The sequence below is a fragment of the Ensifer canadensis genome, assembly GCF_017488845.2.
Taxonomy (GTDB): Bacteria; Pseudomonadota; Alphaproteobacteria; order Rhizobiales; family Rhizobiaceae; genus Ensifer; species Ensifer canadensis.
This window is the reverse complement of record NZ_CP083370.1, coordinates 1,124,012-1,150,326: the sequence shown is the minus strand read 5'-3', so window position 1 is coordinate 1,150,326 and position 26,315 is coordinate 1,124,012. Positions and strand designations below refer to the sequence as shown.

Here is a 26,315-nt window from a genome sequence, read left to right as displayed (position 1 = left end):
AAAGCGCCGGAATCGATTGTATTCCGGCGCTTTTTCGGTCCATTTGAGAAACGGATTCAGGATGATCTATGTCGATGCCGATGCCTGCCCGGTGAAGGCGGAAGTGCTGAAGGTGGCCGAGCGCCATGGCTTCAAGGTGACCTTCGTCGCCAACTCGGGCCTGCGACCGTCGCGCGACCCGATGGTCCACAACGTCATCGTGTCGGCAAGCTTCGACGCCGCCGACGACTGGATCGCCGAACGCGCGCATGAGGGCGATATCGTCGTGACTGCCGACGTGCCGCTTGCGGTTCGTTGCGTGGCCGCCGGCGCATTCGTCACCGGCCCGTCCGGGCGCGTCTTCGACAAGAGCAATATCGGCATGGCGTCTGCCATGCGCGACCTTGGCCAACACCTGCGCGAGACCGGCGAAAGCAAGGGCTACAATGCCGCCTTCACGCAACGCGACCGTTCGACCTTCCTCGAGACACTTGACCGACTCGCGCGCCAGACGAAAAAGTGAGGCGCGGCGTCAATCCGCAAGGGATCGCAGGGGCACTCCGATGACAGCGACGACAAGGCTCAGGCACTGGCCGTTCTACACCGCGCTCCCCTGTGCTCTTGCCAGCCTGCCCGTCATGTGGTTTGCCGCGCCGCGCTATAGTTTCGAAGTCTCAGCCGTCACTTTTTTCTGCGTCTACCTGATCATGAGCGCCCGGCGGCTGCGGATGATGACGGGCAAGCATCTCAAGACGCATGCGAGAAACACCGACGAACCCGAAGCGGTGATTTTCCTGGTCACTTTCGCAGCGGCCGCCACGGCGCTGGTCTCGCTGTTCTTCGCGTTGAACGGCGAAAGTAAGGGGCCAACGCTCGAACTGGCGCTAGCCTTTGCCTCGGTCGTTCTCGGCTGGGCGACCATCCACGTGATGGCGGCCATGCACTATGCCCATGTCTATTGGGTGCCTGACGACGGCGCGCAAACCCCTGCCCCGCAGCGCGGCCTCGATTTTCCCGAGACGCCGGAACCCGGCGGCTATGATTTCCTCTATTTTTCCTTCGTGATCGGCATGACCGCCCAGACTTCGGACGTCGCCATCACCACCACGGCGATGCGGCGCATCAACCTGATGCACGCCATCGTCTCCTTCTTCTTCAACACCGTGCTTGTCGCCGCTGCGGTCAACGCGGCCGTGCAACTCGCCGGTTGATCCCACGATATCCAAGGAGCATTTGATGAAAGTCCTTTCTCAGAACACCGCATTTGGCGGCATGCAGGGCGTCTTCTCGCACGAATCCGCGGCCTGCAAGGGCGAGATGACGTTTGCTGTCTTCGTCCCGCCACAGGCGATCAAGGAGCCGCGGCCGGTGCTCTGGTATCTCTCGGGCCTCACCTGCACCCATGCCAACGTGATGGAAAAGGGTGAGTACCGCCGTATGGCAGCCGAGCTCGGGCTGATCGTCGTCTGCCCCGACACCAGCCCGCGCGGCACGGAAGTTCCCGACGAACTCACCAACTGGCAGATGGGCAAGGGCGCAGGCTTCTACCTCGATGCCACGCAAACACCGTGGTCCGAGCACTATCAGATGTACAGCTACATCACCGAGGAGCTGCCGGCCTTCGTCAGCCAGCATTTTCGCATCGATATGAGCCGGCAGGGCATTTTCGGCCATTCGATGGGCGGTCACGGTGCAATGACCATCGCGCTCAAGCATCCGGACCGTTTCCGCAGCTGCTCGGCCTTTGCGCCGATCGTCGAGCCGTCGACGGCCGACTGGTCCATCGGCGCCTTCGAGAAATACCTCGGCGAGGACAGGGCCGCCTGGCGGCAATACGATGCCTGCGCGCTGGTCAAGGATGGTGCCCGCTTCCCGGAGTTCCTGATCGACCAGGGCAAGGCGGACAGTTTCCTCGACAACGGCCTGCGGCCATGGCTCTTCGAGGAAGCGATCAAGGGAACCGGCATCGACCTGACGCTGCGCATGCATGAGCGCTACGATCACTCCTATTACTTCATCTCGACCTTCATGGGCGATCATCTGAAGTGGCACGCCGAGCGGCTGGCCTGATCCCAGTGAAACGGCCGGAGGCTGCGATGTCCCAACTTCTTCTCGTCGGTGCCGGCGGCGCCATCGGATCGATGGCCCGCTATCTTGTCGGCCTTTGGACGGTTCAACGATGGGGCCCGGCCCTTCCATGGGGAACGCTCATGGTCAACGTCACCGGCTCGTTCCTGATCGGCTTGCTTGCGGAGCTGATCATGCGCAAGTTCGGCGCTTCGCCGGAGATGCGACTGTTCCTGATCACCGGCGTGCTGGGCGGTTACACCACCTTTTCGGCTTTTTCACTGGACGCCATTATGCTGCTCGAGCGTGGCGATGCTGCACTCGCGCTCGGCTACATCGCCGCCAGCATCGTGCTTTCGATACTGGCGGTGTTTGCCGGGCTGGCCCTGATGCGCGCAATGGTCTAAAGGCTGCCTCTAAAGAACAGGAAGCAGGTTCGCTGAGATGGCAGGCATAGAACACAAGCAGGTGGACGGCGACGAGGCAGGCATGCGCCTCGATCGCTGGTTCAAGGTGCATTTCCCCGGACTGGGTTTCGGTCCGCTGCAGAAGCTGCTGCGCTCGGGCCAGATCCGTGTCGACGGCGGCCGCGTCAAATCCGACACGCGCCTGCAGACGGGCCAGACGGTCCGCATCCCTCCGCTTAACGTCGACGCCAAGGAGATAAAGACTGGCCCGATCGCCGGACGCGACCTTCGCCACTCGCCCGACGGGGAATTGCTGTCGCGCATGGTGCTGCACGAGGACGCGAAGGTTATCGTGCTGAACAAGCCGGCTGGGCTTGCGGTACAGGGCGGCTCCGGCGTCAACCGACACATCGACAAGATGCTCGAGGCATGGACCAACCAGCGTGGCGAAAAACCCCGTCTGGTTCATCGCCTCGACCGCGACACCTCCGGCGTTCTGGTGATTGCCCGCACGCGTGGCGCCGCGCAGAAGCTGACGGCTGCCTTCCGCGAGCGCGACACCAAGAAGACCTATTGGGCACTGGTGAAGGGCGTCCCGCGCAAGCGCGAGGACCGCATCTCGACCTGGCTGGTCAAGGAACAGACGCCGGACGGCGACCGCATGCGCATCGCCAAGCACGGTGAAGATGGCGCCGACCACGCCATTTCCTACTACCGTGTGCGCGAGCAGGCAGCACAGAACCTCGCCTGGCTGGAGATGGAGCCCTATACCGGCCGTACCCATCAGCTACGCGTGCATGCGCTGCACATCGGCCATCCGATCCTCGGCGACCCGAAGTATTTCGACGCCGATTTCAACTGGAGCCTGCCCGGCGGCATGCAGAACCGGCTGCACCTGCACGCACGCCATATCGATATCCCGCACCCGGATGGCGGTCGCCTGCGGGTGACTGCGCCGCTGCCGCCGCACATGGTCCAGAGCTGGAACCTGCTAGGCTTCGAAGAGAACGAGCCCGGCGAGGACGACTGATGAAACTGGCGCTTTTCGATTGCGATGGCACGCTGGTCGACAGCGGCGGTCTGATCCACGAAGTGATGGCACGGACCTTCGAAGCCTTCGAACTCGATCGACCCGAACTTTCCGCGACCAAGGGCATCATCGGCCTGACCCTTGACATCGCCATTGCTCGCCTGCTCGGACACGAGCATGTCGACGACCAGGCGCTGGCAATGACGGCCCATTACAAGGCGATTTTTGCCGGCGTGCGCGGCGAATCCGGATTTCAGGAGCTGCTGTTTCCCGGCATCGCGGAGATGATGCAGACGCTGTCCGGCCGCGACGAGCTGCTGATTGGCGCGGTCACCGGCAAATCGCGCCGCGGTCTGACGCATATCGCCGAGACCCACGGCTTCGACCGGATATTCTTCGTCTCGCGCACGGCCGACGACTGCCCTTCAAAGCCGCATCCAGCAATGGTCTCGGAATGCTGCTCGGAAGCCGGGATTGATCCGAGCGATACTGTCGTCATCGGCGATGCGATTTATGATATGCAGATGGCGAAGGCCGCCGGCGCCGCCGCCATCGGTGTTGCGTGGGGTTATGCCGACGTACCGGATCTCGTCGAGGCGGGGGCCGACTACATTGCACGGACGCCGGCCGACATCATGGAGTGGATGGAACACTATCATGCCTGATATTCGCGATGAACTCAGCGGTGCGTTGAGCCACGAGGACCCGGTCCGGCGCGCACAGATCCAGATGCTGAAGCCGCTGCCCAAGCGCTTCTACAAGGACGTCAGCATCGGCACTTCGGAAGACGGCGGCCACAGCGTGCTGCTTGACGGCCGACCGGTGCGCACGCCGGCGAAAAATCTGCTTGCGGTCCCGACCCTGAAGCTTGCCGAAATGCTGGCAGCCGAATGGGATGCGCAGGTCGAGGTCATCGACCCCGCCAAGATGCCGGTCACCCGGATCGCCAACACGGCGCTCGACGGTGTGGCGAAGGACCAGCGCTCGGTTTTCGAGGACATCTTACGTTTCGCTGGAACCGACTTGCTCTGCTACCGCGCGTCCAGCCCGGAAGGGCTCGTCGGACGGCAGAACGCCGTCTGGAACCCGGTGCTCGAATGGGCTGCGCAGTCGCTCGGCGCCCGCTTCATTCTGGCCGAGGGCGTCATCCACCAGGAACAGACCGGTGAGGCAATCACCGCCTATGCAGAGGGCCTGCGCGCCTTTGCGACGCCGCTCGGCCTGACCTGCGTGCATACGATCACCACCTTGACCGGCTCGGCGCTGCTCGCGGTTGCGTTCGCGTCCGGCCGGCTGACCGCCGAACAGGCTTGGATTGCAGCCCATGTCGATGAGGACTGGCAGATCGAGCATTGGGGCACAGACGAGGAAGCGTTCAAGCGCCGCGAGGGCCGCTGGCAGGAGATGCAGGCGGCGACTGCCGTCCTCGACGCGCTGCGATAGCGGCGCGCCGGAACAGGCTGCGAAAGTCAGCTGCCCTTGCGAGAGATCTCTGACGTTGCGTTAGGCAGAAAGCTTCAGCCCGGCAATACCGGCAACGATCAGCGTGATGCAACCGAGGCGGACGAACGTCGCCGGCTCGGCAAAGAGGAAAATGCCGAGAATGACGGTACCGACCGTGCCGATGCCGGTCCAGACGGCATAGGCCGTGCCGAGCGGCAGCGTTCGGACCGCCAGACCAAGCAAGGCGATGCTAAGGATCATCGAACCGACGGTCAGGACCGTCGGCGTCAGCCGCGTGAAACCGTCGGTGTATTTGAGACCGATTGCCCAGCCGATTTCGAGGATACCGGCAAGCAGGAGGATTAACCAGGCCATTTCAAACTCCTAGAGTATGGAGCGAGGCCGTCCCCGCGGATGTTCGGTATCGAAAGTCTCAAAACCGTGCAGCCGTCTGCAACGCGGGTTCTATCTCACGGTTTTCTGACGGCAGCAAGATATGCCCGGGCAAATCAGCCCTGCACGCCCGGCAAGGCTTAAGCATTTCCAGCAAAAAGTGCGAAGCGGTTTCCCGCCAGGAAATGCGTCGCAACAGAGAGATGGAGTCAGCTCCGCTCACGCCGCAGCTTTGCCCACCATTCCAGCCGCTTGCGGATCTCTCGCTCGAAGCCGCGTTCCGGCGGGTCATAGAAGGTCTTGCGTCCCATCTTTTCCGGGAAATAGTCCTGGCCCGAAAACGCATCGGGCTCATCGTGGTCGTAACGATAGCCGTCGCCGTAGCCCTCGCCCTTCATCAACTTGGTCGGCGCGTTCAGAATATGCTTCGGCGGCAGAAGCGAACCGTTTTCCTTGGCCGCCCGCATGGCCGCTTTGTAAGCCATGTAGACACCATTCGATTTCGGTGCGGTCGCGAGATAGACGCAGGCCTGGGCCAACGCCAGTTCTCCTTCCGGCGAACCGAGATAATCATACGCATCCTTGGCGGCATTGCAGATCGCCAGTGCCTGAGGATCGGCAAGGCCGATATCCTCCACCGCCATGCGGACGAGGCGCCGTCCGAGATAGAGCGGATCCTCGCCGGCATCGAACATTCGGCAGAGATAATAAAGTGCCGCATCCGGGTCGGAGCCGCGCACCGATTTGTGCAGGGCCGAAATCAGGTTGTAGTGACCGTCCTGCCCCTTGTCGTAGACCGGCGCTCGTCGCTGCACGATCCTCTGCAGCGCGTCGACATCGAAGATCTCGTCCGCCCGCGCGGCGCGCCAGACCTCCTCGGCCAGCGTGAGCGCCGCCCGGCCGTCGCCATCGGCCATCCGGATCAGGCTTGCCCGGGCGTCCTCATCCAGCGGAAGAGGTTTGCCTTCCGTCTCTTCGGCGCGCTTCAGCAATTCTCGCAGGCTCTCTTCTCCATGCGGCTTGAACGTCAGCACACGGGCGCGTGACAAGAGAGCGGCGTTGAGTTCGAAAGACGGATTTTCTGTCGTCGCCCCGACCAAGATGACCGTGCCGTCTTCCATGACGGGCAAGAAGCTGTCCTGCTGGGCACGGTTGAAACGATGAATCTCATCGACGAAGAGCAAGGTCTGGCGGCCCGACATCCGCCGGGCCCTTGCCGATTCGAAAACCTTCTTGAGGTCGGCGACACCGGAAAAGATCGCCGAGATCTGCTCGAAGGCAAGCCCCGCCTCGCCCGACAGCAGCCGGGCGACCGTCGTCTTGCCCGTTCCAGGCGGTCCCCAGAAGATCATCGATCCGAGCGAGCCCGATGCGATCATGCGCGTCAACACGCCATCCACGCCCGTCAGGTGTTCCTGGCCGGTGACTTCGGACAGCGTGCGCGGCCGCAGACGATCGGCAAGCGGTCTTGCCGAGGTCATTTCCGGCGGCTCGGAGGACGAGAAGAGATCGCTCATCGGAAGAACTGACGAATGATCTGGCCATCGCGCTCGATTTCGACGCGCCAGAAGGAGGCACCCTCGGCCATCACGCTCTCCAATGTCTTCGAACTGTCGATCGACGCGCCGTTGACGGAGCGGATAATATCCTTCGGCGCCAGTCCGATGCGCGCGGCGGGCGAGCCACGGTTGATCTCGGTAACGACGACACCCTGCAGCGAGGTCGACATGCGCAGTTCGTCGGCCAATCGGGGAGAGAGATTGGCTACGACCGCACCGGCAAACGGATTGCGGCCCTCGATGAGGCGCTCGTCGCGGGGCGACGTCTCCGGTGCACGGTCGAGCTTCAGGCTGACATCGTGCGGTTTGCCGTTTTCGGAAACGGTGACGCGGGCCTCGTGGCCAATACCGACCGTGGTCAGGCGGTAGCCGAGGGCATCGGGATGTTCCACGGCGATGCCGTTGACCGCTGTGATCACCTGCCCCGGCTTGATGCCAGCTGAGGCTGCGGGCCCGTCGGTGACGACGGCGGTGACAAGCGCGCCGCGAGCGCGATCAAGGCCAAGAGCTTCCGCGACTTCTGAGGTCACGGGCTCGAAGGACGCGCCGATGAACGGACGCACGAAGGAGCCATTGCCGCCCTCGGCGGAGGCGACAAACACCTTTACCAGATTGGCAGGGATGGCAAAGCCGACGCCGTTCGAGCCGCCGCCCTTGGAGAAAATCGCGGTATTGATGCCGATCAGCGCACCGTTCATGTCGATCAGGCCACCGCCGGAATTGCCGGGGTTGATGGCGGCGTCCGTCTGGATGAAGAAGCCGAAATCGCCCGACGAAATCTGATTGCGGGCGAGCGCGGAAACGATGCCGCTCGTCACCGTCTGCCCGACGCCGAAGGGATTGCCGATCGCCAGAACGATATCGCCGACCTCGACCGCATCGGAATCGCCGATCGGGATGATGTCGAACGGACCATCGGACTGGATCTTCAGGACCGCAAGATCGAGGCGGTCATCCTTGAGCACGATCTTGCAGGGATATTCGCGGCCATCGGCAAGCGCCACCTTGATATCGTCGGCGCCTTCTATGACGTGGTTATTGGTAACGACGATGCCGTTCTTGCCGACGATCACGCCGGATCCGAGCGACGACTGCTTCTCGCTGCGGTTCGGCATGCGCTGCCCGAAGAACTCTTCGAAGAAGGGATCGCCCGAGAAGACCGACCGGCGCTCGACCACGCGCTCGGCATAGACGTTGACGACCGCATTCGCCGTCTGCTTGACCAGAGGCGAGAAGGAAAGCTGCATCTCGGTGCGCGACTGGGGCACGACCTTCGCATCCTGGGCCATTGCCGGACAGGCGAGAGAGACGGCGAGAACGAGCGTCGCAAGCGCCCTTGAACCAAAGATCATATGAAGCCTTCTCCTATTCGTCGCGGCTACGTTCAGATAGGATTTCGCAGGAAAAAAGGCAAACGTCACTGCGAGATACGCAAAGTCGGCGCCATCACGTAGAACGCACGAAAACGTGGTTATCCGCCTCTTTCTCAGTGATCGAAACTCTGGTCAGTTTGAGCAGACAAGACCCACACGTTGAAAGCGGAAAAGATCATGCCGGCCTATCGTCCACCGAGAATCGCATCGTCCGAAATCACGCCGGAGAGCTGCTTTCTCTCGCGCCGCGCCTTTCTAGCGACGACGGCAGGTGGTTTGCTGATTGCAGGCACTGGCGTCGGTTCGGTCCAAGCGGCTGCACTCGCCGCACCCAAGGGCAGATACACCGTCGAGGAGGATCTGACGCCGGAGGCCGACGTCACCGGCTACAACAATTTTTATGAGTTCGGGACCGGCAAGGCCGATCCTGCGGCCAACTCGGATACCTTCAAACCGACCCCATGGACCGTGAAGGTCGATGGTCTTGTCGGCAAGCCGAAGGAATTCGGGTTGGAGGAGCTTCTGGCGCTTCCAATCGAGGAGCGTGTCTACCGGATGCGTTGCGTCGAAGCCTGGTCGATGGTCATTCCCTGGACCGGGTTCCCGCTCGCAGCCCTGCTCGACAAAGTCGAGCCACTCGGCAATGCGAAATATGTCTCATTCGAGACCGTGGTGCGCCCCGAGGAGATGCCCGGCCAATCAGGCTTCTTTCAGGCTTTGCCCTGGCCTTACCGCGAGGGTCTGCGCCTCGACGAGGCGCGCCATCCGCTCACCATTCTCTCGGTCGGCGTCTATGGCAAGACCCTGCCAAATCAGAACGGTGCGCCGATCCGACTGGTCACTCCTTGGAAGTATGGCTTCAAGGGTATCAAGTCGATCGTGCGAATCTCGTTGACGGAAACGCCGCCGCCTTCGACATGGAACCTGTCGGCACCCAATGAGTACGGCTTCTATGCGAATGTTAACCCGACCGTCGACCATCCACGCTGGAGCCAGGCGACCGAAAACAGGATCGGTGGCGGTGGTTTCTTCGGCGCCAACCGACGCGATACCCTGCCCTTCAATGGCTATGCGGAAGAAGTCGCCGGTCTCTATGCCGGCATGGACCTGAGAGCGAACTTCTAAGAATGCCCAAGCTGCCCGCCCTGCCGAAACGCTTTCACTCCGCGTCCGTCTGGGGATTGTACGGGCTGGGCCTCTGTCCGGCCCTTGCCGCCTTTTACCTCGGCGCCACCGGACGCCTGCCTGGAAACCCCGTCAAGGAATTCGAGCACCTGCTCGGCATCTGGGCGCTGCGCTTTCTGGTCGCCACGCTGGCGATCACCCCCATCCGCGATATCTTCGGCGTCAACTGGCTGCGCTACCGGCGCGCACTCGGGCTGCTGGCGTTCTACTATGTGGTGATGCACTTCCTGGCCTATTTCCTGCTCGACCAGGTCCTGAACATCCCCGCCATCATCGCCGACATCGCCCGGCGCCCGTTCATCACCATCGGAATGGCCGGGCTGCTGATGCTCATCCCCCTGGCGCTGACATCCAACAATTGGTCGATCCGTAGGCTCGGCAGCAAATGGAACCAGTTGCACAAGCTTGCCTATGTGATCGCCGCGGCGGGAGCGCTGCATTTCGCCATGTCAGTCAAGGTGGTCGGCCTCGAGCAGATGACCTATCTGGCTTTGGTCACCTTGCTCCTTTGCTGGCGCCTGGTGCGCAAGCCCTATCTGAAGCGTAAACGGCAGGTCGCCAACCGACCGATCCGGACAGCGGAAACAGAAAAAGCGGCCGGGTGACGAACACCCGGCCGCTTTCAATTCAGCTTACCTGAAAAGATCAGGCTGCTTCTGCGGCGTCAGCTTCAGCTGCGACGCGAGCGCGATCCTTCGCACCCTTTGCATCGGTGTCGCGGTCAACGAATTCGATGACGGCGAGAGCAGCGTTGTCGCCCTGGCGGAAACCAGCCTTCATGATACGCAGGTAGCCGCCGTTGCGGGTGGCGTAACGCGATGCGATCGTGTCGAACAGCTTCGAAACGACAGCGGCGTCGCGGATCTGCGAGATCGCCTGACGACGAGCATGCAGGTCGCCGCGCTTGCCGAGAGTGACGAGCTTTTCAACGATCGGGCGGATTTCCTTAGCCTTCGGCAGGGTCGTAACGATCTGCTCGTGCTCGATCAGCGAAGCTGCCATGTTGGCAAACATCGCCTTGCGGTGGCTGGCGGTTCTATTCAGCTTGCGGCCGGCTTTACCGTGGCGCATTGCTATTCTCCTTCACTTGCAGGCATCTGCCCGCAGTCTAATGGTTAGTATTGGTCTTCGTAACGCTTGGCGAGATCTTCGATGTTCTCAGGCGGCCAGGACGGCACTTCCATGCCGAGGTGCAGGCCCATGGAAGCGAGAACTTCCTTGATTTCGTTCAGCGACTTGCGACCAAAATTCGGCGTGCGGAGCATTTCTGCTTCGGTCTTCTGAATGAGGTCGCCGATGTAGACGATGTTGTCGTTCTTCAGGCAGTTGGCCGAACGGACGGAAAGTTCCAGTTCGTCGACCTTCTTGAGAAGCGCCGGGTTGAAGGCGAGCTCGGTGACTGCCTCTTCCTCTGCTTCCTTCTGCGGCTCGTCGAAGTTGACGAAAACCGACAGCTGGTCCTGAAGGATGCGGGCCGCAAACGCGATCGCATCTTCACCGGTGACGGAGCCGTCCGTCTCGATGGACATCGTCAGCTTGTCATAATCAAGAACCTGGCCTTCGCGGGTGTTTTCCACCTTGTACGAGACCTTCTTGACCGGCGAGTACAGGCTGTCGACCGGGATGAGGCCGATCGGAGCATCTTCCGAACGGTTACGGTCAGCCGGAACGTAGCCCTTGCCGTTGTTGACGGTGAACTCCATGCGGATTTCAGCGCCCTCGTCGAGGGTGCAGATCACATGGTTCGGGTTGAGGATTTCGATGTCGCCAACCGTCTGGATGTCACCGGCGGTTACAACGCCCGGACCCTGCTTGCGCACAACCATGCGCTTTGCGTCGTCGCCATCCATCTTGATGGCGATTTCCTTGATGTTGAGCACGATGTCCGTCACGTCTTCCCGAACGCCCGGGATAGAGGAGAACTCGTGCAGGACGCCGTCGATCTGCACCGCGGTAACAGCACCACCGCGAAGCGACGACAGCAGCACGCGGCGAAGCGCGTTGCCGAGCGTCAGACCAAAGCCGCGTTCAAGCGGTTCCGCGACCAACGTTGCCTTGGTGCGGCCCGAGGAGATGAACTCCACCTTGTTCGGCTTGATCAGTTCCTGCCAATTTTTCTGGATCATGTTTTGTGCCTTCCGTTCGTTGTCACCATCCAATCGTGACAACCGAGCCCCGAAGTCCGGGAGCACGCCGAAGCGCCCTCACCGGCATTTTGAACGCAAATGATCAGACGCGGCGCTTCTTGCGCGGGCGGCAACCGTTGTGCGGGATCGGGGTCACATCGCGGATCGAGGTGATCATGAAGCCCGCAGCCTGCAGCGCGCGAAGTGCGGATTCACGGCCGGAACCCGGACCGCAAACTTCAACTTCAAGCGACTTCATGCCGTGTTCCTGGGCCTTCTTGGCGCAGTCTTCAGCGGCGATCTGAGCGGCAAACGGGGTCGACTTACGCGAGCCCTTGAAACCCTTGGCACCGGCAGACGACCAGGCAATTGCGTTGCCCTGTGCGTCGGTGATGGTGATCATGGTGTTGTTGAACGACGAATTGACGTGCGCGACGCCAGACGTGATGTTCTTGCGTTCGCGACGGCGAACGCGGGTGGCTTCCTTGGCCATAGGATCCCTTTCTTAGATCTCTGCACCGCCGTAATTCCAGCGGCTCCACCGGGAAAGGAATTTTCGTCCCCTGCCCTGCTTCTTCAGTTTCATCCAGGACCGGTGGAACCGGCCCTGCAGGCATTTCGCAAAACCGGTTAGGCAATGCGACGGTCGGGCAACGCCCTTCCCAAACTGCAAAAGGAGGCCGGCGCGTGCGCCAGCCTCCCAATCTCCCTATTCGGGAAATTACTTCTTCTTACCGGCGATCGCCTTTGCCGGACCCTTGCGGGTGCGGGCATTGGTGTGGGTACGCTGACCGCGCACCGGCAGGCTGCGGCGATGACGCAGGCCGCGGTAGCAGCCCAGGTCCATCAGACGCTTGATGTTCATCGACGTGTCGCGACGCAGGTCACCTTCAACCTGGTAGTCGCGGTCGATCGTTTCGCGGATCTGAAGAACTTCAGCGTCCGTCAACTGATGCACGCGGCGATCAGCCGGAATACCGACCTTCTCGACGATTTCCTGTGCGAATTTCGGTCCGATCCCGTGAATGTAGGTCAGCGCGATAACAACGCGCTTTGCCGTCGGGATGTTGACGCCAGCGATACGTGCCACGTCTATTCTCCTTGCGTTCCAGTTGCCATCCGGCAATAGGTGCTTCGTTACGCGACCTCAAGAGCCGCACGTTGATTGAGGTTCGAGACACGTCAAAACCGACCGTACCCGGACTTCGTTTCGTTGAAGACCGCGCCGATCGCTCCCATGTCGCGAGTTGGCGCTGTCTTTGGCGGAATCAGCCGGAAAAGTCAACTCCCCGGCGGTTCCTTTTCGGCAAAGACCCAGGGTCTAGGCCAGAATCTTCTCGATCTGTGCAGTCACGGCGTCTACATCGGCCATGCCGTCGACCGTCTTAAGCTCACCGGTGCCGGCATAGTGCTCCGACAAAGGTGCGGTCTTTTCCCGATATTCCGTCAGCCGACGCTTGAAGGCTTCCGGATTATCGTCCGATCTGACCGAGCCGCCCGCAGCGATAGTTTCCGCTACGCGATTCTCCATACGCTTTACAAGCGCCGTCTCGTCGACCTTGAGCTCGATCACGGCATCGAGCTTCAAGCCCTTGCCTTTAAGCATCTGGCCGAGAGCGACCGCCTGCGGGACCGTGCGCGGATATCCGTCGAGGATAAAGCCGTTGGCACAATCCGGGGCGTCGATCCGGTCCGACACGATCTCGTTGACGATCGCATCAGAAACGAGCTGTCCGGCGTCCATAACAGCCTTGGCGCGCTTGCCGACGTCGGTCGCCTGGGCGACGGCCGCCCGCAGCATGTCACCTGTGGAAAGCTGCGGAATACCGTACCTCTCCGTCAGAAGCTTGGCTTGTGTCCCCTTGCCAGCTCCGGGCGGTCCCAAAAAAATCAGTCTCATCGTCCCCTCTTTCCTCCGCGCAGCTTCGACTTCTTGATCAGCCCCTCATACTGCTGAGCGATGAGGTGACCCTGGATCTGTGCTACCGTATCAAGGGTAACGCTGACAACAATCAAAAGCGACGTACCACCAAGGTAGAACGGCACGCCAGTCTGGGCGATGAGGATTTCGGGCAGGATACAGACGAAGATCAGGTAGATCGCTCCAAGCACGGTGATGCGCGTCAGAACGTAGTCGATGTATTCAGCCGTACGCTCGCCCGGGCGGATGCCCGGAATGAAGCCGCCATGCTTCTTCAGATTGTCGGCTGTGTCCTTCGGATTGAAGACGATGGCCGTGTAGAAGAAGGCGAAGAACGCAATCATGCCGCCGTAGAGCACCATGTAGAGCGGCTGGCCGTGACCGAGCGCGCTGACGATAGATGTGGCCCAGCCGGGCAACGCCGCGGTGTTGGCAAAACCAGCAAGCGTCGCCGGCAGCAGCAGCAGCGACGATGCGAAGATCGCCGGGATAACACCCGCAGTGTTGAGCTTCAGCGGCAAGTGCGACGTGTCGCCCTGGAACATGCGGTTGCCGACCTGGCGCTTCGGATACTGGATCAGAAGACGACGCTGGGCGCGTTCGACGAAGACGATGAGCGCGATGACGGCAACGACCATGACGATGATCGCCAGGATCAACGGGGTCGAAAGCGCACCGGTGCGGCCAAGCTCGAGCGTTCCGGCAAGAGCCGTCGGCAGATGGGCGACGATGCCGGCGAAGATGATCAGTGAGATGCCGTTACCGATGCCCCGCGATGTGATCTGCTCGCCGAGCCACATCAGGAACATCGTGCCGCCGAGCAGCGAGATAACCGTGGAAATACGGAAGAACCAACCCGGATCGTTCACGAGGCCGTTGCCGCTCTCAAGGCCGACGGCAATGCCATAGGCCTGCATGACGCCGAGAAGCACCGTGCCGTAGCGGGTGTACTGATTGATGATCTTGCGACCCTGCTCGCCTTCTTTCTTCAGCTGTTCCAGCGCCGGAACGACGGAGGTCATCAGCTGAACGATGATCGAGGCAGAGATATAGGGCATGATGCCGAGCGCGAAGATCGCCATGCGCTCCACTGCGCCGCCCGAAAACATGTTGAAGAGCCCGAGAATGCCGCCGCTCTGGCCTTGGAAGGCCTGCGCAAACGCGTCCGGGTTGAGGCCGGGCAGCGGGATATAGGTGCCAAGACGGTAGACCAAAAGCGCACCAAGCGTGAACCACAGTCGTTTCTTCAGATCTTCCGCCTTGGCGAAAGTCGAGAAATTCAGGTTCGAGGCGAGCTGTTCCGCTGCAGAAGCCATGCAATTCTCCGCGTACCAAATCTCGGAATCAGCGGGAGTACCCTGTCCGTTCCGGAAGGACTAACTTTTCGTCTTGAAAACCGGACGCGAGGCGATTGTGTCTGCAATCGGATGCCTCACCGTGGTTTCCGCTATGTCCGCCGAGGCGAGCGATTCGCCATCGCGGACGTGAGGCTCACATATGGGAGCAAAACCGCCCGGAGTGAAGCACCCCGGGCGGTTGATCAGTAATATTATTCGGCAGCAGCCGAAAGCAGCTTGATGGAGCCGCCAGCCTTTTCGATCTTTTCGATCGCCGGCTTGGAAGCACCTGCAACTTCGAGCGAGATCTTCGCCTTCAGTTCGCCATCGGCCAGGACGCGAACGCCGTCCTTTTCGCGACGGATCACGCCGGCAGCCTTGAGAGCTGCTGCATCGACGGTCTTCGAAGCGTCAAGCTTCTTGGCGTCGATAGCCGTCTGGATGCGGCCGAGCGACACGACAACAAACTCCGAAGCGAAGATGTTGTTGAAGCCGCGCTTCGGCAGACGACGGTAGATTGGCATCTGGCCGCCTTCGAAGCCGTTGATGGCAACGCCCGAACGAGCCTTCTGACCCTTCACACCGCGACCGGCAGTCTTGCCGGAGCCGGAACCGATGCCACGGCCAAGACGCTTGCGGTTCTTGGTCGAGCCTTCGTTGTCCTTGATTTCATTCAGTTTCATGAGCTTATCCCCCTCACTTCTCGTCGACGACGCGAACGAGGTGCTGGACCGACCGGATCATGCCGCGAACAGCTGGGGTATCTTCCAGCGTGCGAACCCGGTGCATCTTGTTGAGGCCCAGGCCGATGAGCGTCTGACGCTGTACGGCCGGACGGCGAATGGGGCTACCGATCTGCTCGACGGTAACCGTCTTCGCAGCGTTTTCTTTCTTAGCCATCTGTCAGCTCCCTTATTCTTCGGAAGCAGCGCCGGAGGAAACACGACGAGCCTGGAGCGTGGCGTACTTCATGCCGCGCTGAGCTGCGATGTCCTTCGGGTGCATCTGGTTCTTGAGGGCGTCGAACGTTGCGCGAACCATGTTGTACGGGTTCGACGAACCGGTCGACTTAGCGACGACGTCGTGAACGCCGAGCGTTTCGAAAACGGCGCGCATCGGGCCACCAGCGATGATACCGGTACCGGCCTTGGCCGAACGCAGCAGCACCTTGCCGGCGCCGTGACGGCCGTGAACGTCGTGATGCAGGGTACGACCACCACGCAGCGGGACGAAGATCAGATCGCGCTTGGCGGCTTCCGTTGCCTTGCGGATGGCTTCCGGCACTTCGCGCGCCTTGCCATGACCGAAGCCAACGCGGCCCTTCTGGTCGCCAACGACGACGAGAGCTGCGAAACCGAAACGACGACCGCCCTTCACCACCTTGGCGACGCGGTTAATTGCTACGAGCTTATCGACAAATTCGCTGTCGCGCTCTTCGCGGTTCTGGCGATCTTCGCGAGAACCCCTTCTTTCCTGTGCCATTGTCCTTTTCCTTTTTCTTTTCCGGGTGCAATCGGCAGATTGACAAAAGTCGCCCCCGTCCTGTGGATCGGAAGCGACCGGAAACTTATGAGGGTTCCAGGCGGGCGCAAGGCCCGCCTGGCAACCGATCAGAAGTTCAGACCACCTTCACGTGCAGCTTCGGCCAAAGCCTTGATGCGACCATGATAGATGAAGGCGCCACGATCAAAGACAACGTCCTTGACGCCAGCCTTTACGGCGCGCTCAGCGATGAGCTTGCCGACGGCAGCAGCAGCTGCCGCGTCAGCGCCCGTCTTCAAAGACGAACGCAGATCGGTGTCGAGCGTGGAGGCAGACGCAAGCGTCTTGCCGGCCACGTCGTCGATAACCTGTACGTAGATGTTCTTCGACGAGCGATGAACCGACAGGCGCGGACGGCCATTCGCGACCGCCTTGATTTGACGGCGCACGCGGTTGGCGCGACGCACAAGAGTATCTTTCCTGCTAGCCATTTCGCGTGATCCTTACTTCTTCTTGCCTTCTTTGCGGACAATCCGCTCGCCGGCATACTTGACGCCCTTGCCCTTGTAGGGCTCGGGGCCGCGGTATTCGCGGATTTCCGCTGCAACCTGGCCGACCTGCTGCTTGTTGATGCCGGAGACGACGATTTCCGTCGGCTTCGGTACAGCGATCGTTATGCCTTCCGGCGTCTGGTAGACCACGTCGTGGCTGAAACCGAGTGCCAGCTGCAAGTTCTTGCCCTGCAGCGAAGCGCGGTAACCAACGCCGTTGATTTCGAGCTTGCGCTCGTAACCGTCCTTAACACCCTTCAGGATGTTCTCGATCATCGTGCGGGACATGCCCCACTTGGAACGAGCATCCTTGCTCTGGTTGAGCGGCTGTACAACAACCGCGTTGTCTTCGAGCGCTACCGATACTTCGTCGTTTGCAACAAAGAACAGTTCGCCCTTAGGGCCCTTCGCCGTTACCTTCTGGCCATCAACGCTTGCCGTGACGCCTGCAGGAACTTGAACGGGCTTTTTACCGATACGAGACATTTTTATACCTGTCTGTTCGCTATGGAGATCATGTTACGTCTTAGAAGACGGAGCAAAGAATCTCGCCACCAACATTCTGTTCGCGTGCCTGATGATCGGCCATCACACCCTTCGGAGTCGAAAGGATGGTGATGCCGAGGCCGTTCGCGACCTGCGGAATGGACTTAACCGAGACATAAACTCGGCGGCCCGGCTTGGAAACGCGTCCGATCTCACGGATTACGGAAGCGCCTTCGTAGTACTTCAGTTCGATGTTCAGCTCGGCCTTGCCGTTGCCAAATACGACTTCAGAGTATCCACGGATGTAGCCTTCAGCCTGAAGGACATCCAGAACACGTGCGCGGAGCTTCGAAGCCGGCGTGGAAACGCTCGACTTGCGGCGTGCCGCGCCGTTACGGATACGGGTGAGCATATCGCCCAGCGGATCAGTCATTGCCATGTGCCCGTCTCCTTACCAGCTCGACTTGACAATACCCGGCACGCGGCCGGAATTGCCCAGTTCGCGAAGCGCAATACGCGACATGCGAAGTTTACGATAGTAGGCGCGCGGACGGCCCGTAACTTCACAACGGTTGCGGATGCGGGTCTTGGATCCATCACGCGGCAGTTCAGCCAGCTTGATGGTTGCCTTGAACCGCTCTTCGATCGGCAGAGACTGGTTCATGATGATTGCCTTCAGAGCGGCGCGCTTAGAGGCTTGCCCGGCAACCAGTTTGCGGCGGCGCTTGTTCTTTTCAACTGCGCTCGTTTTCGCCATAACAGTTATCCTTCTTTACGCTTGTCGTTACGGATTACTGACGGAACGGGAAGTTGAACTCTGTGAGCAGAGCGCGTGCTTCGTCGTCGTTAGTAGCCGTCGTGCAAACGATGATGTCCATGCCCCACATCTGATCAACCTTGTCGTAGTTGATCTCAGGGAACACAATGTGCTCCTTGACGCCCATGGCGAAGTTGCCACGGCCATCGAAGGACTTCGGGTTGAGGCCACGGAAGTCGCGAACACGCGGAAGAGCGATGTTCACGAGACGATCCAGGAACTCATACATCCGAACGCCGCGCAGGGTAACCTTGGCACCAATCGGCATGCCTTCGCGCAGCTTGAAGCCAGCGATGGAGTTGCGAGCGCGGGTGATTACCGGCTTCTGACCAGCAATCGCAGCGAGGTCGGCAGCTGCGACGGTCGGCTTCTTGGAGTCGCCGGTCGATTCGCCAACACCCATGTTGATGACGATCTTGTCGAGGCGCGGGATCTGCATTTCGTTGGCGTAGGAGAACTTCTCCTGCATAGCCGCACGAATACGCTCGACATATTCCTTCTTGAGCCGGGGCTCATAAGCGGACTTAGCCATCGATCACTACTCCCGAACGCTTGGCCACGCGGACCTTCTTGTCACCGTCGATCTTGAAGCCGACGCGGGTCGGCTTGCCGTCCTTCGGATCGGCAATCGCGATGTTCGAAAGATGGATCGAGGCTTCCTTGTTGATGATGCCGGCTTCCTGGCTCTGGGTCTGGCGCTGGTGACGCTTCACCATGTTCACGCCACGCACTACAGCCCGATCTTCCTTCGGCATAACCTGTACGACTTCGCCGGTACGGCCCTTGTCCTTACCGGTGAGAACGACGACCTTGTCGCCTTTACGAATCTTTTGCATCTCTCAACGCTCCCTTAGAGTACTTCCGGAGCCAGCGAGATGATCTTCATGTGGTTCTTGGCGCGAAGTTCGCGCGGAACCGGTCCGAAGATACGGGTGCCGATCGGCTCTTTCTTGTTATCGATAAGAACGGCTGCGTTTGTGTCAAAACGAATGACGCTGCCATCCGCACGGCGGATGTCTTTCGCGGTGCGAACGACAACAGCCTTCATGACATCACCCTTCTTCACGCGGCCGCGCGGAATGGCTTCCTTGATCGAAACGACAATGATGTCGCCGATCGACGCGTACTTACGCTTGGAGCCGCCCAGCACCTTGATGCACATGACACGACGTGCGCCGGAATTATCCGCCACGTCGAGGTTTGTTTGCATCTGAATCATGTCAGGTCGCCTTCTTGTTGTTACCAGGCCGGTTGGGTCTAGACCCCCTCGCCCGGCTTATTGTGCCTATCTCAAAGCAAAAGAACGCCCGGACTCGAGCGTTCCTCTACTTCAATTGCGTGCTTCATACAGATATTTGCCCAAGACGCAAGGGTCTCGCGGTCAAATCCCGTAGAAATCAAGCCTGGGCGGCAACCACCGTCCAGCGCTTATCCTTGGAGATCGGCGCGCATTCCTCGATGGAAACAACGTCACCAACCTTGTACTGGTTGTTTTCGTCGTGCGCCTTGTACTTCTTCGAACGGCGGACGGTCTTCTGGAGAATCGGGTGCGCAAAGCGGCGCTCGACCCTGACGACGACGGTCTTGTCGTTCTTGTCGCTGACGACTGTGCCCTGCAGAATGCGTTTCGGCATATTTTGTGGTCCTTAGGCCTTGGCTTCTGCCGCCTTCTGGCGGGCAATTGTTTTGACGCGTGCGATGTCCTTACGGACTTCGTCAATACGCGACGACTTTTCGAGCTGGCCGGTTGCCTTCTGGAAACGCAGATTGAACTGCTCTTTCTTCAGCTTGGCAAGCTCTTCGTTGAGTTGATCGGCGCTCAGAGCGCGAACATCTGCGGCTTTCATGAGATTCACTCCTTACTCTGCGATACGCTGCACGAAGCGCGTCTTGACAGAGAGCTTGGCAGCACCAAGACGAAGTGCCTCACGGGCGAGTTCTTCGCTGACACCATCGATCTCGAACATCATACGACCAGGCTTGACCTTGCATGCCCAGTATTCAACCGAGCCCTTACCCTTACCCATGCGGACTTCGGTAGGCTTGGCGGTGACCGGAACGTCAGGGAACACACGGATCCAGACGCGGCCGGCACGCTTCATATGGCGGGTGATCGCGCGGCGGGCCGCTTCGATCTCGCGCGCATTGACGCGGTTTGGTTCTTGAGCCTTCAGGCCGAATTCACCAAAGGAAAGATCAGATCCGCCCTTGGCTACGCCCTTGATGCGGCCCTTGAATTGCTTGCGATACTTCGTACGCTTTGGCTGCAACATTTTTTTAATTCTCCGATATTGGCTGCCACGCGCGCATGTTACGCGTTTTCGCGACGACGGTCTCTGCTGCTGCCGCCCTGGTTGTCACTCTCGATCGCGCGACGCTCGGAAGCCATCGGATCGTGCTCAAGGATCTCGCCCTTGAAGATCCAGACCTTGATGCCGCAGATACCGAAAGCGGTTTGAGCTTCGGACGTACCGTAGTCGATGTCCGCACGCAGAGTGTGCAGCGGAACGCGACCTTCGCGGTACCATTCGGTACGAGCGATTTCGGCACCACCGAGACGACCGGCGCAGGTGATCTTAATGCCTTCGGCGCCAAGACGCATGGCCGACTGAACAGCGCGCTTCATCGCACGGCGGAAAGCCACGCGGCGCTCGAGCTGCTGAGCGATCGACTGGGCAACGAGCGTTGCGTCAACTTCCGGCTTGCGCACTTCAACGATGTTGAGGTGGGTTTCGGAGTTGGTCATCTCGGAAAGCTTCTTGCGGAGCTTTTCGATGTCTGCGCCCTTCTTGCCGATGATCAGGCCCGGACGAGCCGAGTGGATCGTTACGCGGCACTTCTTGTGCGGACGCTCGATCACGACCTTGGCAATGCCAGCGGCCTTCAGCTCTTCCATCAGGTAAGCGCGGATCTTCAGGTCTTCGTGAAGAAGCTGACCGTATTCCGCGTTATCAGCGAACCAACGGCTATCCCAGGTCCGGTTGATGCCGAGACGGAAACCGATCGGATTAATCTTCTGGCCCATTATGCGGCCTCCCCTTTGGCTTCCACTTCACGAACGACGATCGTCAAGTGAGAGAACGGCTTTTCAACACGCGATGCACGGCCGCGACCACGAGCGTGGAAGCGCTTCATCACAATCGACTTGCCAACATACGCCTCAGCGACGATGAGCGAATCAACGTCGAGGTCGTGGTTGTTCTCAGCGTTTGCGATCGCGGATTCAAGCGTCTTCTTGACCGTTTCCGAGATCCGCTTGCGCGAGAACTCGAGTTCGGCCAGAGCGCGCTCGACCTTCTTGCCGCGGATCATCGCTGCAACCAGGTTGAGCTTCTGGGGGCTGACGCGGATCGTGCGCGCAATTGCCTGCGCTTCATTATCCTTCAGCCGGCGTTCGGCTTTTGCCTTGCCCATTGTTACTTCCTCTTTGCCTTCTTGTCCGCACCATGACCGTAATAGGTCCGGGTCGGAGAGAATTCACCGAACTTGTGTCCGACCATTTCTTCTGACACCGAAACGGGAACATGCTTGTTGCCGTTGTAGACGCCGAAGGTGAGACCCACGAACTGCGGAAGGATCGTGGAGCGACGGCTCCACATTTTGATCACTTCGTTACGACCGCCGTCACGAACCTTCTCAGCCTTCTTGAGAAGATAGCCGTCAACAAACGGACCTTTCCATACTGAACGAGCCACTTGAGACTTCCTCTCTTACTTCTTGCGCTGGTGACGCGACCGCATGATGAACTTGTCGGTCGACTTGTTGGAGCGCGTCCGCTTGCCCTTCGTCGGCTTGCCCCAAGGGGTAACCGGGTGGCGACCACCGGACGTACGGCCTTCACCACCGCCGTGCGGGTGGTCAACCGGGTTCATGACGACGCCGCGAACGTGCGGCTTCTTACCGCGCCAGCGCGAACGACCAGCCTTACCGTCATTGATGTTGCCGTGATCGGGGTTCGATACAGCACCGATGGATGCGAGGCAAGAGCCGTGCACGAGGCGCTGTTCACCCGAGTTCAGGCGAAGGATTGCCATGCCCTGGTCACGACCAACGAGCTGCGCGTAGGTACCGGCCGAGCGAGCCAGCTGGCCGCCCTTACCCGGCTTCATTTCCACGTTGTGGATGATGGAGCCGACCGGGATGAACTGCAGCGGCATGGTGTTGCCGGGCTTGACGTCGACTGCTGCCTTTTCCGAAGCGATCACCTTGTCGCCGGCAGCGAGACGCTGCGGAGCGAGGATGTAGGCCTGTTCGCCATCGGCGTAGGTTACCAGCGCGATGAACGCGGTGCGGTTCGGGTCATATTCCAGACGCTCGACGGTGCCTTCTACGTCGAACTTGCGACGCTTGAAGTCGACCAGACGGTAGGTCCGCTTGTGACCGCCGCCCTGGAAGCGAACGGTGATACGGCCGAGGTTGTTGCGACCGCCCTTGGAGTGCAGACCTTCGGTCAGCGCCTTTACCGGCTTGCCCTTGTAGAGGCCGGACCGGTCAACGATGACCAGCTGGCGCTGGCTCGGGGTCGTCGGATTGAAACTTTTCAATGCCATTTTATTGTTCCCTTTTGGGTTTTTACCCTAATGGGCCTATCCGTTAGAGACCGGTGGAGACGTCGATGGACTGACCGTCGGCGAGCGTGATGATCGCCTTCTTCACGTCCTTCTGCTTTCCGGTAAAGCCGCGGAACCGCTTGGTCTTGCCCTTGCGGACGAGCGTGTTCACGGCCGTAACCTTGACGCCGAACAGAGCTTCGACAGCAGCCTTGATTTCAGGCTTCGAAGCACCCTTGGCGACGTTGAAGACGATCTGGTTCTGTTCGGAAACCAGCGTCGACTTTTCAGTGATCGAGGGAGACACGATCACGTCGTAGTGGCGAAGATCCGTCATTTGAACCGCTCCTCCAGAGCTTCCACGGCAGCCTTGGAAAGCACGAGCTTGCCACGGCGCAGAATGTCGTAAACGTTGATGCCCTGAACCGGCAGAACGTCCACATTCGGGATGTTCTGAGCGGCGAGCTTGAAGTTGTTCTCGATTTCAGCGCCGCCGATGATCAGAGCATTGGTCAGACCGAGCGAGGCGAATACGCCAGCCAGGGTCTTCGTCTTTGCTTCTGCGGCAACGAGATCATCGAGAACGATGATGTTTTCAGCCTTCAGCTTGGCAGACAGAGCGTGGCGAAGGCCGAGTGCACGAACCTTCTTCGGCAGGTCATGGGCGTGGCTGCGAACAACCGGGCCATGAGCCTTACCACCGCCACGGAACTGTGGAGCACGAGCGGAGTGGTGGCGGGCGCGGCCCGTACCCTTCTGCTTGTACATCTTGGCGCCGGTGCGCGAAACTTCCGCGCGGCCCTTGGCCTTGTGTGTGCCCTGCTGCTTCTTAGCGAGCTGCCAGCGAACGACGCGGGCGATGATGTCTTCACGGGGTTCGAGACCGAAAATGGCGTCCGAAAGGGAAACCTTTCCCGCGTCCTTGCCCTCGAGGGTTTTGACGGTGAGATCCATTATTCGGCTCCCTTACTTCGATGCTTCGGCGCGCACGGCCGCGGGGCGCGGTGCGCCTTCCGGGGTGCCCGACTTGATGGCGTCACGAACGACGATCCAGGCACCCTTGGAGCCGGGGACAGCGCCCTTGACCAGGATCAGACCGCGGTCTTCATCGGTCGATACGACTTCGAGGTTCTGCGTGGTGACGCGCGTCTGGCCCATGTGACCAGCCATGCGCTTGCCCTTCCAGACGCGGCCCGGATCCTGGTTGGAACCGGTCGAACCATGCGAACGGTGCGATACGGAAACGCCGTGCGTTGCACGCAGACCGCCGAAGTTGTGGCGCTTGATGGCGCCGGCAAAGCCCTTACCGATCGTGGTACCGGTGACGTCGACGAGCTGGCCCGCAACGAAATGGTTGGCGGTCAGTTCGGAGCCGATGTCGATCAGATTGTCCGCGGAAACGCGGAATTCGACGAGCTTCGCCTTCGGTTCGACGTTGGCGGCAGCAAAGTGGCCGCGCATCGCCTTCGGCGTGTTCTTGACCTTGGCAGTGCCGGCGCCCAACTGGACAGCGGTATAGCCGTTCTTGTCGTCCGTGCGCTGGGCTACCACCTGGCAGTTTTCCAGCCGCAATACTGTTACCGGGATATGCTCGCCGGCGTCGTTGTAGACGCGCGTCATTCCCACTTTCTGTGCAATCACACCTGAACGCATCGGTTCATTCCTCTTGAGAGTTAACGTCGGGGCGAACCCCTTCGCATCTCTTGTTTAAGGTCTCCCTCTGATCCTTGCGGAACGCCGGGTCGCCCGTTTCTGGAAGCCGTTGGACCGAAGCCCACGTACCTTCCTTGTTATTAAAGCTTAATTTCCACGTCGACGCCGGCAGCGAGGTCGAGCTTCATCAGCGCGTCAACGGTCTGCGGAGTCGGATCTACGATATCGAGAAGGCGCTTGTGGGTACGCATTTCGAACTGTTCGCGGCTCTTCTTGTCGACGTGCGGCGAACGGTTGACCGTAAATTTTTCAATGCGCGTCGGCAGCGGTACTGGACCGCGCACGCTGGCACCGGTGCGCTTGGCCGTCGAGACGATTTCGCGTGTCGAGGCATCGAGGATCCGGTGATCAAACGCCTTGAGGCGGATGCGGATGTTCTGGCCGTTCATACGACTTATCCTTGTTCATGTTAGTTGCGGTTTCCGTGGAGAAACGCGCATTGAACTTCGTTTGATGTTCGGCCAGTCCGCTAATTTTTCAAAGATCGGAGGGACAAGGTTTCCCCTGCCCCTTCCTATTTGAGCGGCCGTGGCCGGCCTGTACTTTCGCGATCGCACTATGCCGACGCACCATGCAAATCACGCTTGCGCGCCATTTGCACTATTTCGGCGTCGTCGGCAAGCCGTGCGACCAACTAAATCATGCTGGGCGGCTATGTCCGAGGCGCATAACAATGCGCCTCGCCTCATTCCGCCCGTTCGCCGATTACTCGACGATCGAAGCGACGATGCCGGCGCCGACGGTACGGCCACCTTCGCGGATAGCGAAGCGCAGCTTTTCTTCCATCGCGATCGGAACGATCAGCTCAACGGCAACCGTGACGTTGTCGCCAGGCATAACCATTTCCGTGCCTTCCGGAAGCGTAACGATACCCGTCACGTCCGTCGTGCGGAAGTAGAACTGCGGACGGTAGTTCGTGAAGAACGGCGTATGACGGCCGCCTTCTTCCTTCGTCAGGATGTAGGCTTCGGCCATGAACTTCTTGTGCGGCTTGACCGAACCCGGCTTGCACAGGATCTGGCCACGCTCAACGCCGTCACGGTTAACACCACGGATCAGCGCGCCGATGTTGTCGCCGGCCTGGCCCTGGTCGAGCAGCTTGCGGAACATTTCAACGCCGGTAACCGTCGTCTTCGACGTGTCGCGGATGCCGACGATTTCAACTTCTTCGCCAACCTTGACAATGCCGCGCTCAACGCGACCGGTCACAACCGTACCACGGCCCGAGATCGAGAACACGTCTTCGATCGGCATCAGGAACGGCAGGTCGATCGGACGCTCAGGCGTCGGGATGTAGGCGTCAACAGCGGCCATCAGCTCGCGGATCGCGTCTTCGCCGATCTTCTTGTCCGAATCTTCAAGAGCAGCAAGTGCCGAACCCTTGATGATCGGAATGTCGTCGCCCGGGAATTCGTAGGACGACAGCAGTTCGCGAACTTCAAGCTCGACGAGCTCGAGAAGCTCGGCGTCGTCAACCTGGTCGACCTTGTTGAGGAACACGACGATGGCCGGAACGCCAACCTGGCGAGCAAGCAGGATGTGCTCGCGGGTCTGCGGCATCGGGCCGTCAGCAGCCGAGCAAACCAGGATCGCGCCGTCCATCTGCGCTGCACCGGTGATCATGTTCTTGACGTAGTCGGCGTGGCCGGGGCAGTCGACGTGCGCGTAGTGACGGTTCGCCGTCTCATACTCAACGTGAGCCGTCGAAATCGTGATACCACGGGCCTTTTCTTCCGGAGCAGCGTCGATCTGGTCGTACGCCTTGTACTCGCCGAAGTACTTCGTGATCGCTGCAGTCAGCGACGTCTTGCCATGGTCAACGTGGCCAATCGTGCCAATGTTAACGTGCGGCTTGTTGCGCTCAAATTTGCTCTTTGCCATTTTCGGCTCTCCGTT

Annotated in this window: 40 protein-coding genes; 9 read left to right on the top strand and 31 right to left on the bottom strand. The window is 60.1% G+C overall.

Translation table 11 applies throughout. The features are described from left to right. Window positions 1-61 precede the first annotated feature (61 nt). Genes J3R84_RS05635 through J3R84_RS05605 form a run of 7 tightly spaced genes read left to right on the top strand, consistent with a single transcriptional unit; the run spans window position 62 to window position 4,926 of the window. Window positions 62-502, top strand: coding sequence for a YaiI/YqxD family protein (locus tag J3R84_RS05635; RefSeq protein ID WP_025426699.1), 441 nt, complete (start codon window positions 62-64; stop codon window positions 500-502). A 40-nt stretch (window positions 503-542) separates the two neighbouring features. Beyond that, a complete protein-coding gene (locus J3R84_RS05630; RefSeq protein ID WP_025426698.1) occupies window positions 543-1,190 on the top strand; it encodes a DUF1345 domain-containing protein in 648 nt (215 codons plus the stop codon). Window positions 1,191-1,215: 25 nt separating this feature from the next. Then, window positions 1,216-2,049, top strand: a complete 834-nt coding sequence (gene fghA, locus J3R84_RS05625; RefSeq protein WP_025426697.1) for an S-formylglutathione hydrolase — start codon at window positions 1,216-1,218, stop codon at window positions 2,047-2,049. 26 nt (window positions 2,050-2,075) lie between these two features. Then, window positions 2,076-2,453, top strand: coding sequence for a fluoride efflux transporter CrcB (crcB, locus tag J3R84_RS05620; RefSeq protein ID WP_057210904.1), 378 nt, complete (start codon window positions 2,076-2,078; stop codon window positions 2,451-2,453). Between the two features lie 37 nt (window positions 2,454-2,490). Beyond that, the gene (locus J3R84_RS05615) at window positions 2,491-3,483 is read left to right on the top strand and encodes an RluA family pseudouridine synthase (protein ID WP_025426695.1); all 993 of its coding nucleotides are present in this window, start codon (window positions 2,491-2,493) and stop codon (window positions 3,481-3,483) included. Further along, window positions 3,483-4,148, top strand: coding sequence for an HAD-IA family hydrolase (locus J3R84_RS05610; protein ID WP_025426694.1), 666 nt, complete (start codon window positions 3,483-3,485; stop codon window positions 4,146-4,148). The genes J3R84_RS05615 and J3R84_RS05610 overlap by 1 nt, the downstream gene beginning before the upstream one ends. Next, window positions 4,141-4,926, top strand: coding sequence for an ATP12 family chaperone protein (locus J3R84_RS05605; protein WP_057210902.1), 786 nt, complete (start codon window positions 4,141-4,143; stop codon window positions 4,924-4,926). The genes J3R84_RS05610 and J3R84_RS05605 overlap by 8 nt, the downstream gene beginning before the upstream one ends. Window positions 4,927-4,986: 60 nt before the next feature. Here the strand turns inward: J3R84_RS05605 and sugE are convergent, their stop codons facing one another. From sugE to J3R84_RS05590, 3 genes are all read right to left on the bottom strand, one after another. Continuing rightward, complete coding sequence (sugE, locus tag J3R84_RS05600) at window positions 4,987-5,301, bottom strand: quaternary ammonium compound efflux SMR transporter SugE (RefSeq protein ID WP_025426692.1); 315 nt, start codon at window positions 5,299-5,301, stop codon at window positions 4,987-4,989. 227 nt (window positions 5,302-5,528) lie between these two features. Continuing rightward, entirely contained in the window at window positions 5,529-6,836 is a 1,308-nt protein-coding gene (locus J3R84_RS05595) for a replication-associated recombination protein A (protein WP_057210900.1), read from the bottom strand. Continuing rightward, entirely contained in the window at window positions 6,833-8,230 is a 1,398-nt protein-coding gene (locus J3R84_RS05590) for a DegQ family serine endoprotease (RefSeq protein ID WP_025426690.1), read from the bottom strand. Before J3R84_RS05590 ends, J3R84_RS05595 begins: the two co-directional genes overlap by 4 nt. A 198-nt stretch (window positions 8,231-8,428) precedes the next feature. Between J3R84_RS05590 and msrP the strand changes: the two genes are divergently transcribed. Then, complete coding sequence (gene msrP, locus J3R84_RS05585; RefSeq protein WP_025426689.1) at window positions 8,429-9,376, top strand: protein-methionine-sulfoxide reductase catalytic subunit MsrP; 948 nt, start codon at window positions 8,429-8,431, stop codon at window positions 9,374-9,376. A gap of 2 nt (window positions 9,377-9,378) precedes the next feature. Further along, window positions 9,379-10,041 (top strand): protein-methionine-sulfoxide reductase heme-binding subunit MsrQ, encoded by a 663-nt coding sequence (gene msrQ, locus J3R84_RS05580; protein WP_025426688.1) that lies wholly within the window; start codon window positions 9,379-9,381, stop codon window positions 10,039-10,041. Window positions 10,042-10,081: 40 nt separating this feature from the next. On the opposite strand, the gene rplQ is transcribed toward msrQ, so the two are convergent. The 28 genes from rplQ to tuf all read right to left on the bottom strand — a co-directional run bounded on the left by rplQ (window position 10,082) and on the right by tuf (window position 26,300). Next, window positions 10,082-10,507, bottom strand: coding sequence for a 50S ribosomal protein L17 (gene rplQ, locus J3R84_RS05575; protein WP_025426687.1), 426 nt, complete (start codon window positions 10,505-10,507; stop codon window positions 10,082-10,084). A 44-nt stretch (window positions 10,508-10,551) separates the two neighbouring features. Beyond that, window positions 10,552-11,562, bottom strand: a complete 1,011-nt coding sequence (locus J3R84_RS05570) for a DNA-directed RNA polymerase subunit alpha (protein ID WP_203527274.1) — start codon at window positions 11,560-11,562, stop codon at window positions 10,552-10,554. A 103-nt stretch (window positions 11,563-11,665) separates the two neighbouring features. Next, entirely contained in the window at window positions 11,666-12,055 is a 390-nt protein-coding gene (rpsK, locus tag J3R84_RS05565; protein ID WP_003536496.1) for a 30S ribosomal protein S11, read from the bottom strand. 228 nt (window positions 12,056-12,283) lie between these two features. Then, window positions 12,284-12,652, bottom strand: coding sequence for a 30S ribosomal protein S13 (gene rpsM, locus J3R84_RS05560; RefSeq protein ID WP_025426685.1), 369 nt, complete (start codon window positions 12,650-12,652; stop codon window positions 12,284-12,286). A gap of 231 nt (window positions 12,653-12,883) precedes the next feature. Further along, the gene (locus tag J3R84_RS05555) at window positions 12,884-13,462 is read right to left on the bottom strand and encodes an adenylate kinase (protein WP_025426684.1); all 579 of its coding nucleotides are present in this window, start codon (window positions 13,460-13,462) and stop codon (window positions 12,884-12,886) included. Then, on the bottom strand, window positions 13,459-14,799 hold the full coding sequence (gene secY / locus J3R84_RS05550) for a preprotein translocase subunit SecY (protein WP_025426683.1): 1,341 nt from the start codon (window positions 14,797-14,799) through the stop codon (window positions 13,459-13,461). Before secY ends, J3R84_RS05555 begins: the two co-directional genes overlap by 4 nt. A 233-nt stretch (window positions 14,800-15,032) precedes the next feature. Further along, window positions 15,033-15,503 (bottom strand): 50S ribosomal protein L15, encoded by a 471-nt coding sequence (gene rplO, locus J3R84_RS05545; RefSeq protein WP_025426682.1) that lies wholly within the window; start codon window positions 15,501-15,503, stop codon window positions 15,033-15,035. Window positions 15,504-15,516: 13 nt separating this feature from the next. Further along, window positions 15,517-15,720 carry a 50S ribosomal protein L30 gene (gene rpmD / locus J3R84_RS05540; RefSeq protein WP_025426681.1) on the bottom strand — a complete coding sequence of 68 codons (204 nt, stop codon included), beginning with the start codon at window positions 15,718-15,720 and terminating at the stop codon, window positions 15,517-15,519. Between the two features lie 12 nt (window positions 15,721-15,732). Then, window positions 15,733-16,302, bottom strand: coding sequence for a 30S ribosomal protein S5 (rpsE, locus tag J3R84_RS05535; protein WP_025426680.1), 570 nt, complete (start codon window positions 16,300-16,302; stop codon window positions 15,733-15,735). Window positions 16,303-16,430: 128 nt separating this feature from the next. Then, window positions 16,431-16,793, bottom strand: coding sequence for a 50S ribosomal protein L18 (gene rplR, locus J3R84_RS05530; RefSeq protein ID WP_025426679.1), 363 nt, complete (start codon window positions 16,791-16,793; stop codon window positions 16,431-16,433). 12 nt (window positions 16,794-16,805) lie between these two features. Continuing rightward, window positions 16,806-17,339: a 50S ribosomal protein L6 gene (rplF, locus tag J3R84_RS05525; protein WP_025426678.1), complete on the bottom strand. Its 534-nt coding sequence runs from the start codon at window positions 17,337-17,339 to the stop codon at window positions 16,806-16,808. A 40-nt stretch (window positions 17,340-17,379) separates the two neighbouring features. Beyond that, window positions 17,380-17,778 (bottom strand): 30S ribosomal protein S8, encoded by a 399-nt coding sequence (rpsH, locus tag J3R84_RS05520; RefSeq protein ID WP_025426677.1) that lies wholly within the window; start codon window positions 17,776-17,778, stop codon window positions 17,380-17,382. A gap of 12 nt (window positions 17,779-17,790) precedes the next feature. Beyond that, the gene (gene rpsN, locus J3R84_RS05515; protein WP_025426676.1) at window positions 17,791-18,096 is read right to left on the bottom strand and encodes a 30S ribosomal protein S14; all 306 of its coding nucleotides are present in this window, start codon (window positions 18,094-18,096) and stop codon (window positions 17,791-17,793) included. A gap of 34 nt (window positions 18,097-18,130) precedes the next feature. Next, window positions 18,131-18,688: a 50S ribosomal protein L5 gene (gene rplE / locus J3R84_RS05510; RefSeq protein ID WP_025426675.1), complete on the bottom strand. Its 558-nt coding sequence runs from the start codon at window positions 18,686-18,688 to the stop codon at window positions 18,131-18,133. Next, on the bottom strand, window positions 18,681-18,992 hold the full coding sequence (gene rplX / locus J3R84_RS05505; RefSeq protein ID WP_025426674.1) for a 50S ribosomal protein L24: 312 nt from the start codon (window positions 18,990-18,992) through the stop codon (window positions 18,681-18,683). Before rplX ends, rplE begins: the two co-directional genes overlap by 8 nt. A 14-nt stretch (window positions 18,993-19,006) precedes the next feature. Then, window positions 19,007-19,375, bottom strand: coding sequence for a 50S ribosomal protein L14 (gene rplN / locus J3R84_RS05500; RefSeq protein WP_003536525.1), 369 nt, complete (start codon window positions 19,373-19,375; stop codon window positions 19,007-19,009). A gap of 178 nt (window positions 19,376-19,553) precedes the next feature. Beyond that, window positions 19,554-19,790 carry a 30S ribosomal protein S17 gene (gene rpsQ, locus J3R84_RS05495; RefSeq protein WP_025426673.1) on the bottom strand — a complete coding sequence of 79 codons (237 nt, stop codon included), beginning with the start codon at window positions 19,788-19,790 and terminating at the stop codon, window positions 19,554-19,556. A 12-nt stretch (window positions 19,791-19,802) separates the two neighbouring features. Then, window positions 19,803-20,003: a 50S ribosomal protein L29 gene (gene rpmC / locus J3R84_RS05490; RefSeq protein ID WP_025426672.1), complete on the bottom strand. Its 201-nt coding sequence runs from the start codon at window positions 20,001-20,003 to the stop codon at window positions 19,803-19,805. A 12-nt stretch (window positions 20,004-20,015) separates the two neighbouring features. After that, a complete protein-coding gene (gene rplP, locus J3R84_RS05485; protein WP_025426671.1) occupies window positions 20,016-20,429 on the bottom strand; it encodes a 50S ribosomal protein L16 in 414 nt (137 codons plus the stop codon). 38 nt (window positions 20,430-20,467) lie between these two features. Further along, window positions 20,468-21,181 carry a 30S ribosomal protein S3 gene (rpsC, locus tag J3R84_RS05480; RefSeq protein WP_025426670.1) on the bottom strand — a complete coding sequence of 238 codons (714 nt, stop codon included), beginning with the start codon at window positions 21,179-21,181 and terminating at the stop codon, window positions 20,468-20,470. Next, window positions 21,181-21,570, bottom strand: coding sequence for a 50S ribosomal protein L22 (rplV, locus tag J3R84_RS05475; protein WP_025426669.1), 390 nt, complete (start codon window positions 21,568-21,570; stop codon window positions 21,181-21,183). The genes rpsC and rplV overlap by 1 nt, the downstream gene beginning before the upstream one ends. Before the next feature lie 2 nt (window positions 21,571-21,572). Further along, window positions 21,573-21,851, bottom strand: coding sequence for a 30S ribosomal protein S19 (rpsS, locus tag J3R84_RS05470; RefSeq protein ID WP_025426668.1), 279 nt, complete (start codon window positions 21,849-21,851; stop codon window positions 21,573-21,575). A gap of 15 nt (window positions 21,852-21,866) precedes the next feature. After that, window positions 21,867-22,706 carry a 50S ribosomal protein L2 gene (gene rplB, locus J3R84_RS05465; protein ID WP_025426667.1) on the bottom strand — a complete coding sequence of 280 codons (840 nt, stop codon included), beginning with the start codon at window positions 22,704-22,706 and terminating at the stop codon, window positions 21,867-21,869. A gap of 43 nt (window positions 22,707-22,749) precedes the next feature. Continuing rightward, window positions 22,750-23,043 (bottom strand): 50S ribosomal protein L23, encoded by a 294-nt coding sequence (locus J3R84_RS05460; RefSeq protein ID WP_025426666.1) that lies wholly within the window; start codon window positions 23,041-23,043, stop codon window positions 22,750-22,752. After that, window positions 23,040-23,660, bottom strand: coding sequence for a 50S ribosomal protein L4 (gene rplD, locus J3R84_RS05455; RefSeq protein WP_025426665.1), 621 nt, complete (start codon window positions 23,658-23,660; stop codon window positions 23,040-23,042). Before rplD ends, J3R84_RS05460 begins: the two co-directional genes overlap by 4 nt. A gap of 12 nt (window positions 23,661-23,672) precedes the next feature. After that, on the bottom strand, window positions 23,673-24,359 hold the full coding sequence (gene rplC / locus J3R84_RS05450; RefSeq protein WP_025426664.1) for a 50S ribosomal protein L3: 687 nt from the start codon (window positions 24,357-24,359) through the stop codon (window positions 23,673-23,675). Between the two features lie 140 nt (window positions 24,360-24,499). Next, complete coding sequence (rpsJ, locus tag J3R84_RS05445) at window positions 24,500-24,808, bottom strand: 30S ribosomal protein S10 (RefSeq protein WP_003507767.1); 309 nt, start codon at window positions 24,806-24,808, stop codon at window positions 24,500-24,502. 316 nt (window positions 24,809-25,124) lie between these two features. Beyond that, a complete protein-coding gene (gene tuf, locus J3R84_RS05440; RefSeq protein ID WP_025426651.1) occupies window positions 25,125-26,300 on the bottom strand; it encodes an elongation factor Tu in 1,176 nt (391 codons plus the stop codon). Window positions 26,301-26,315: the final 15 nt, after the last annotated feature.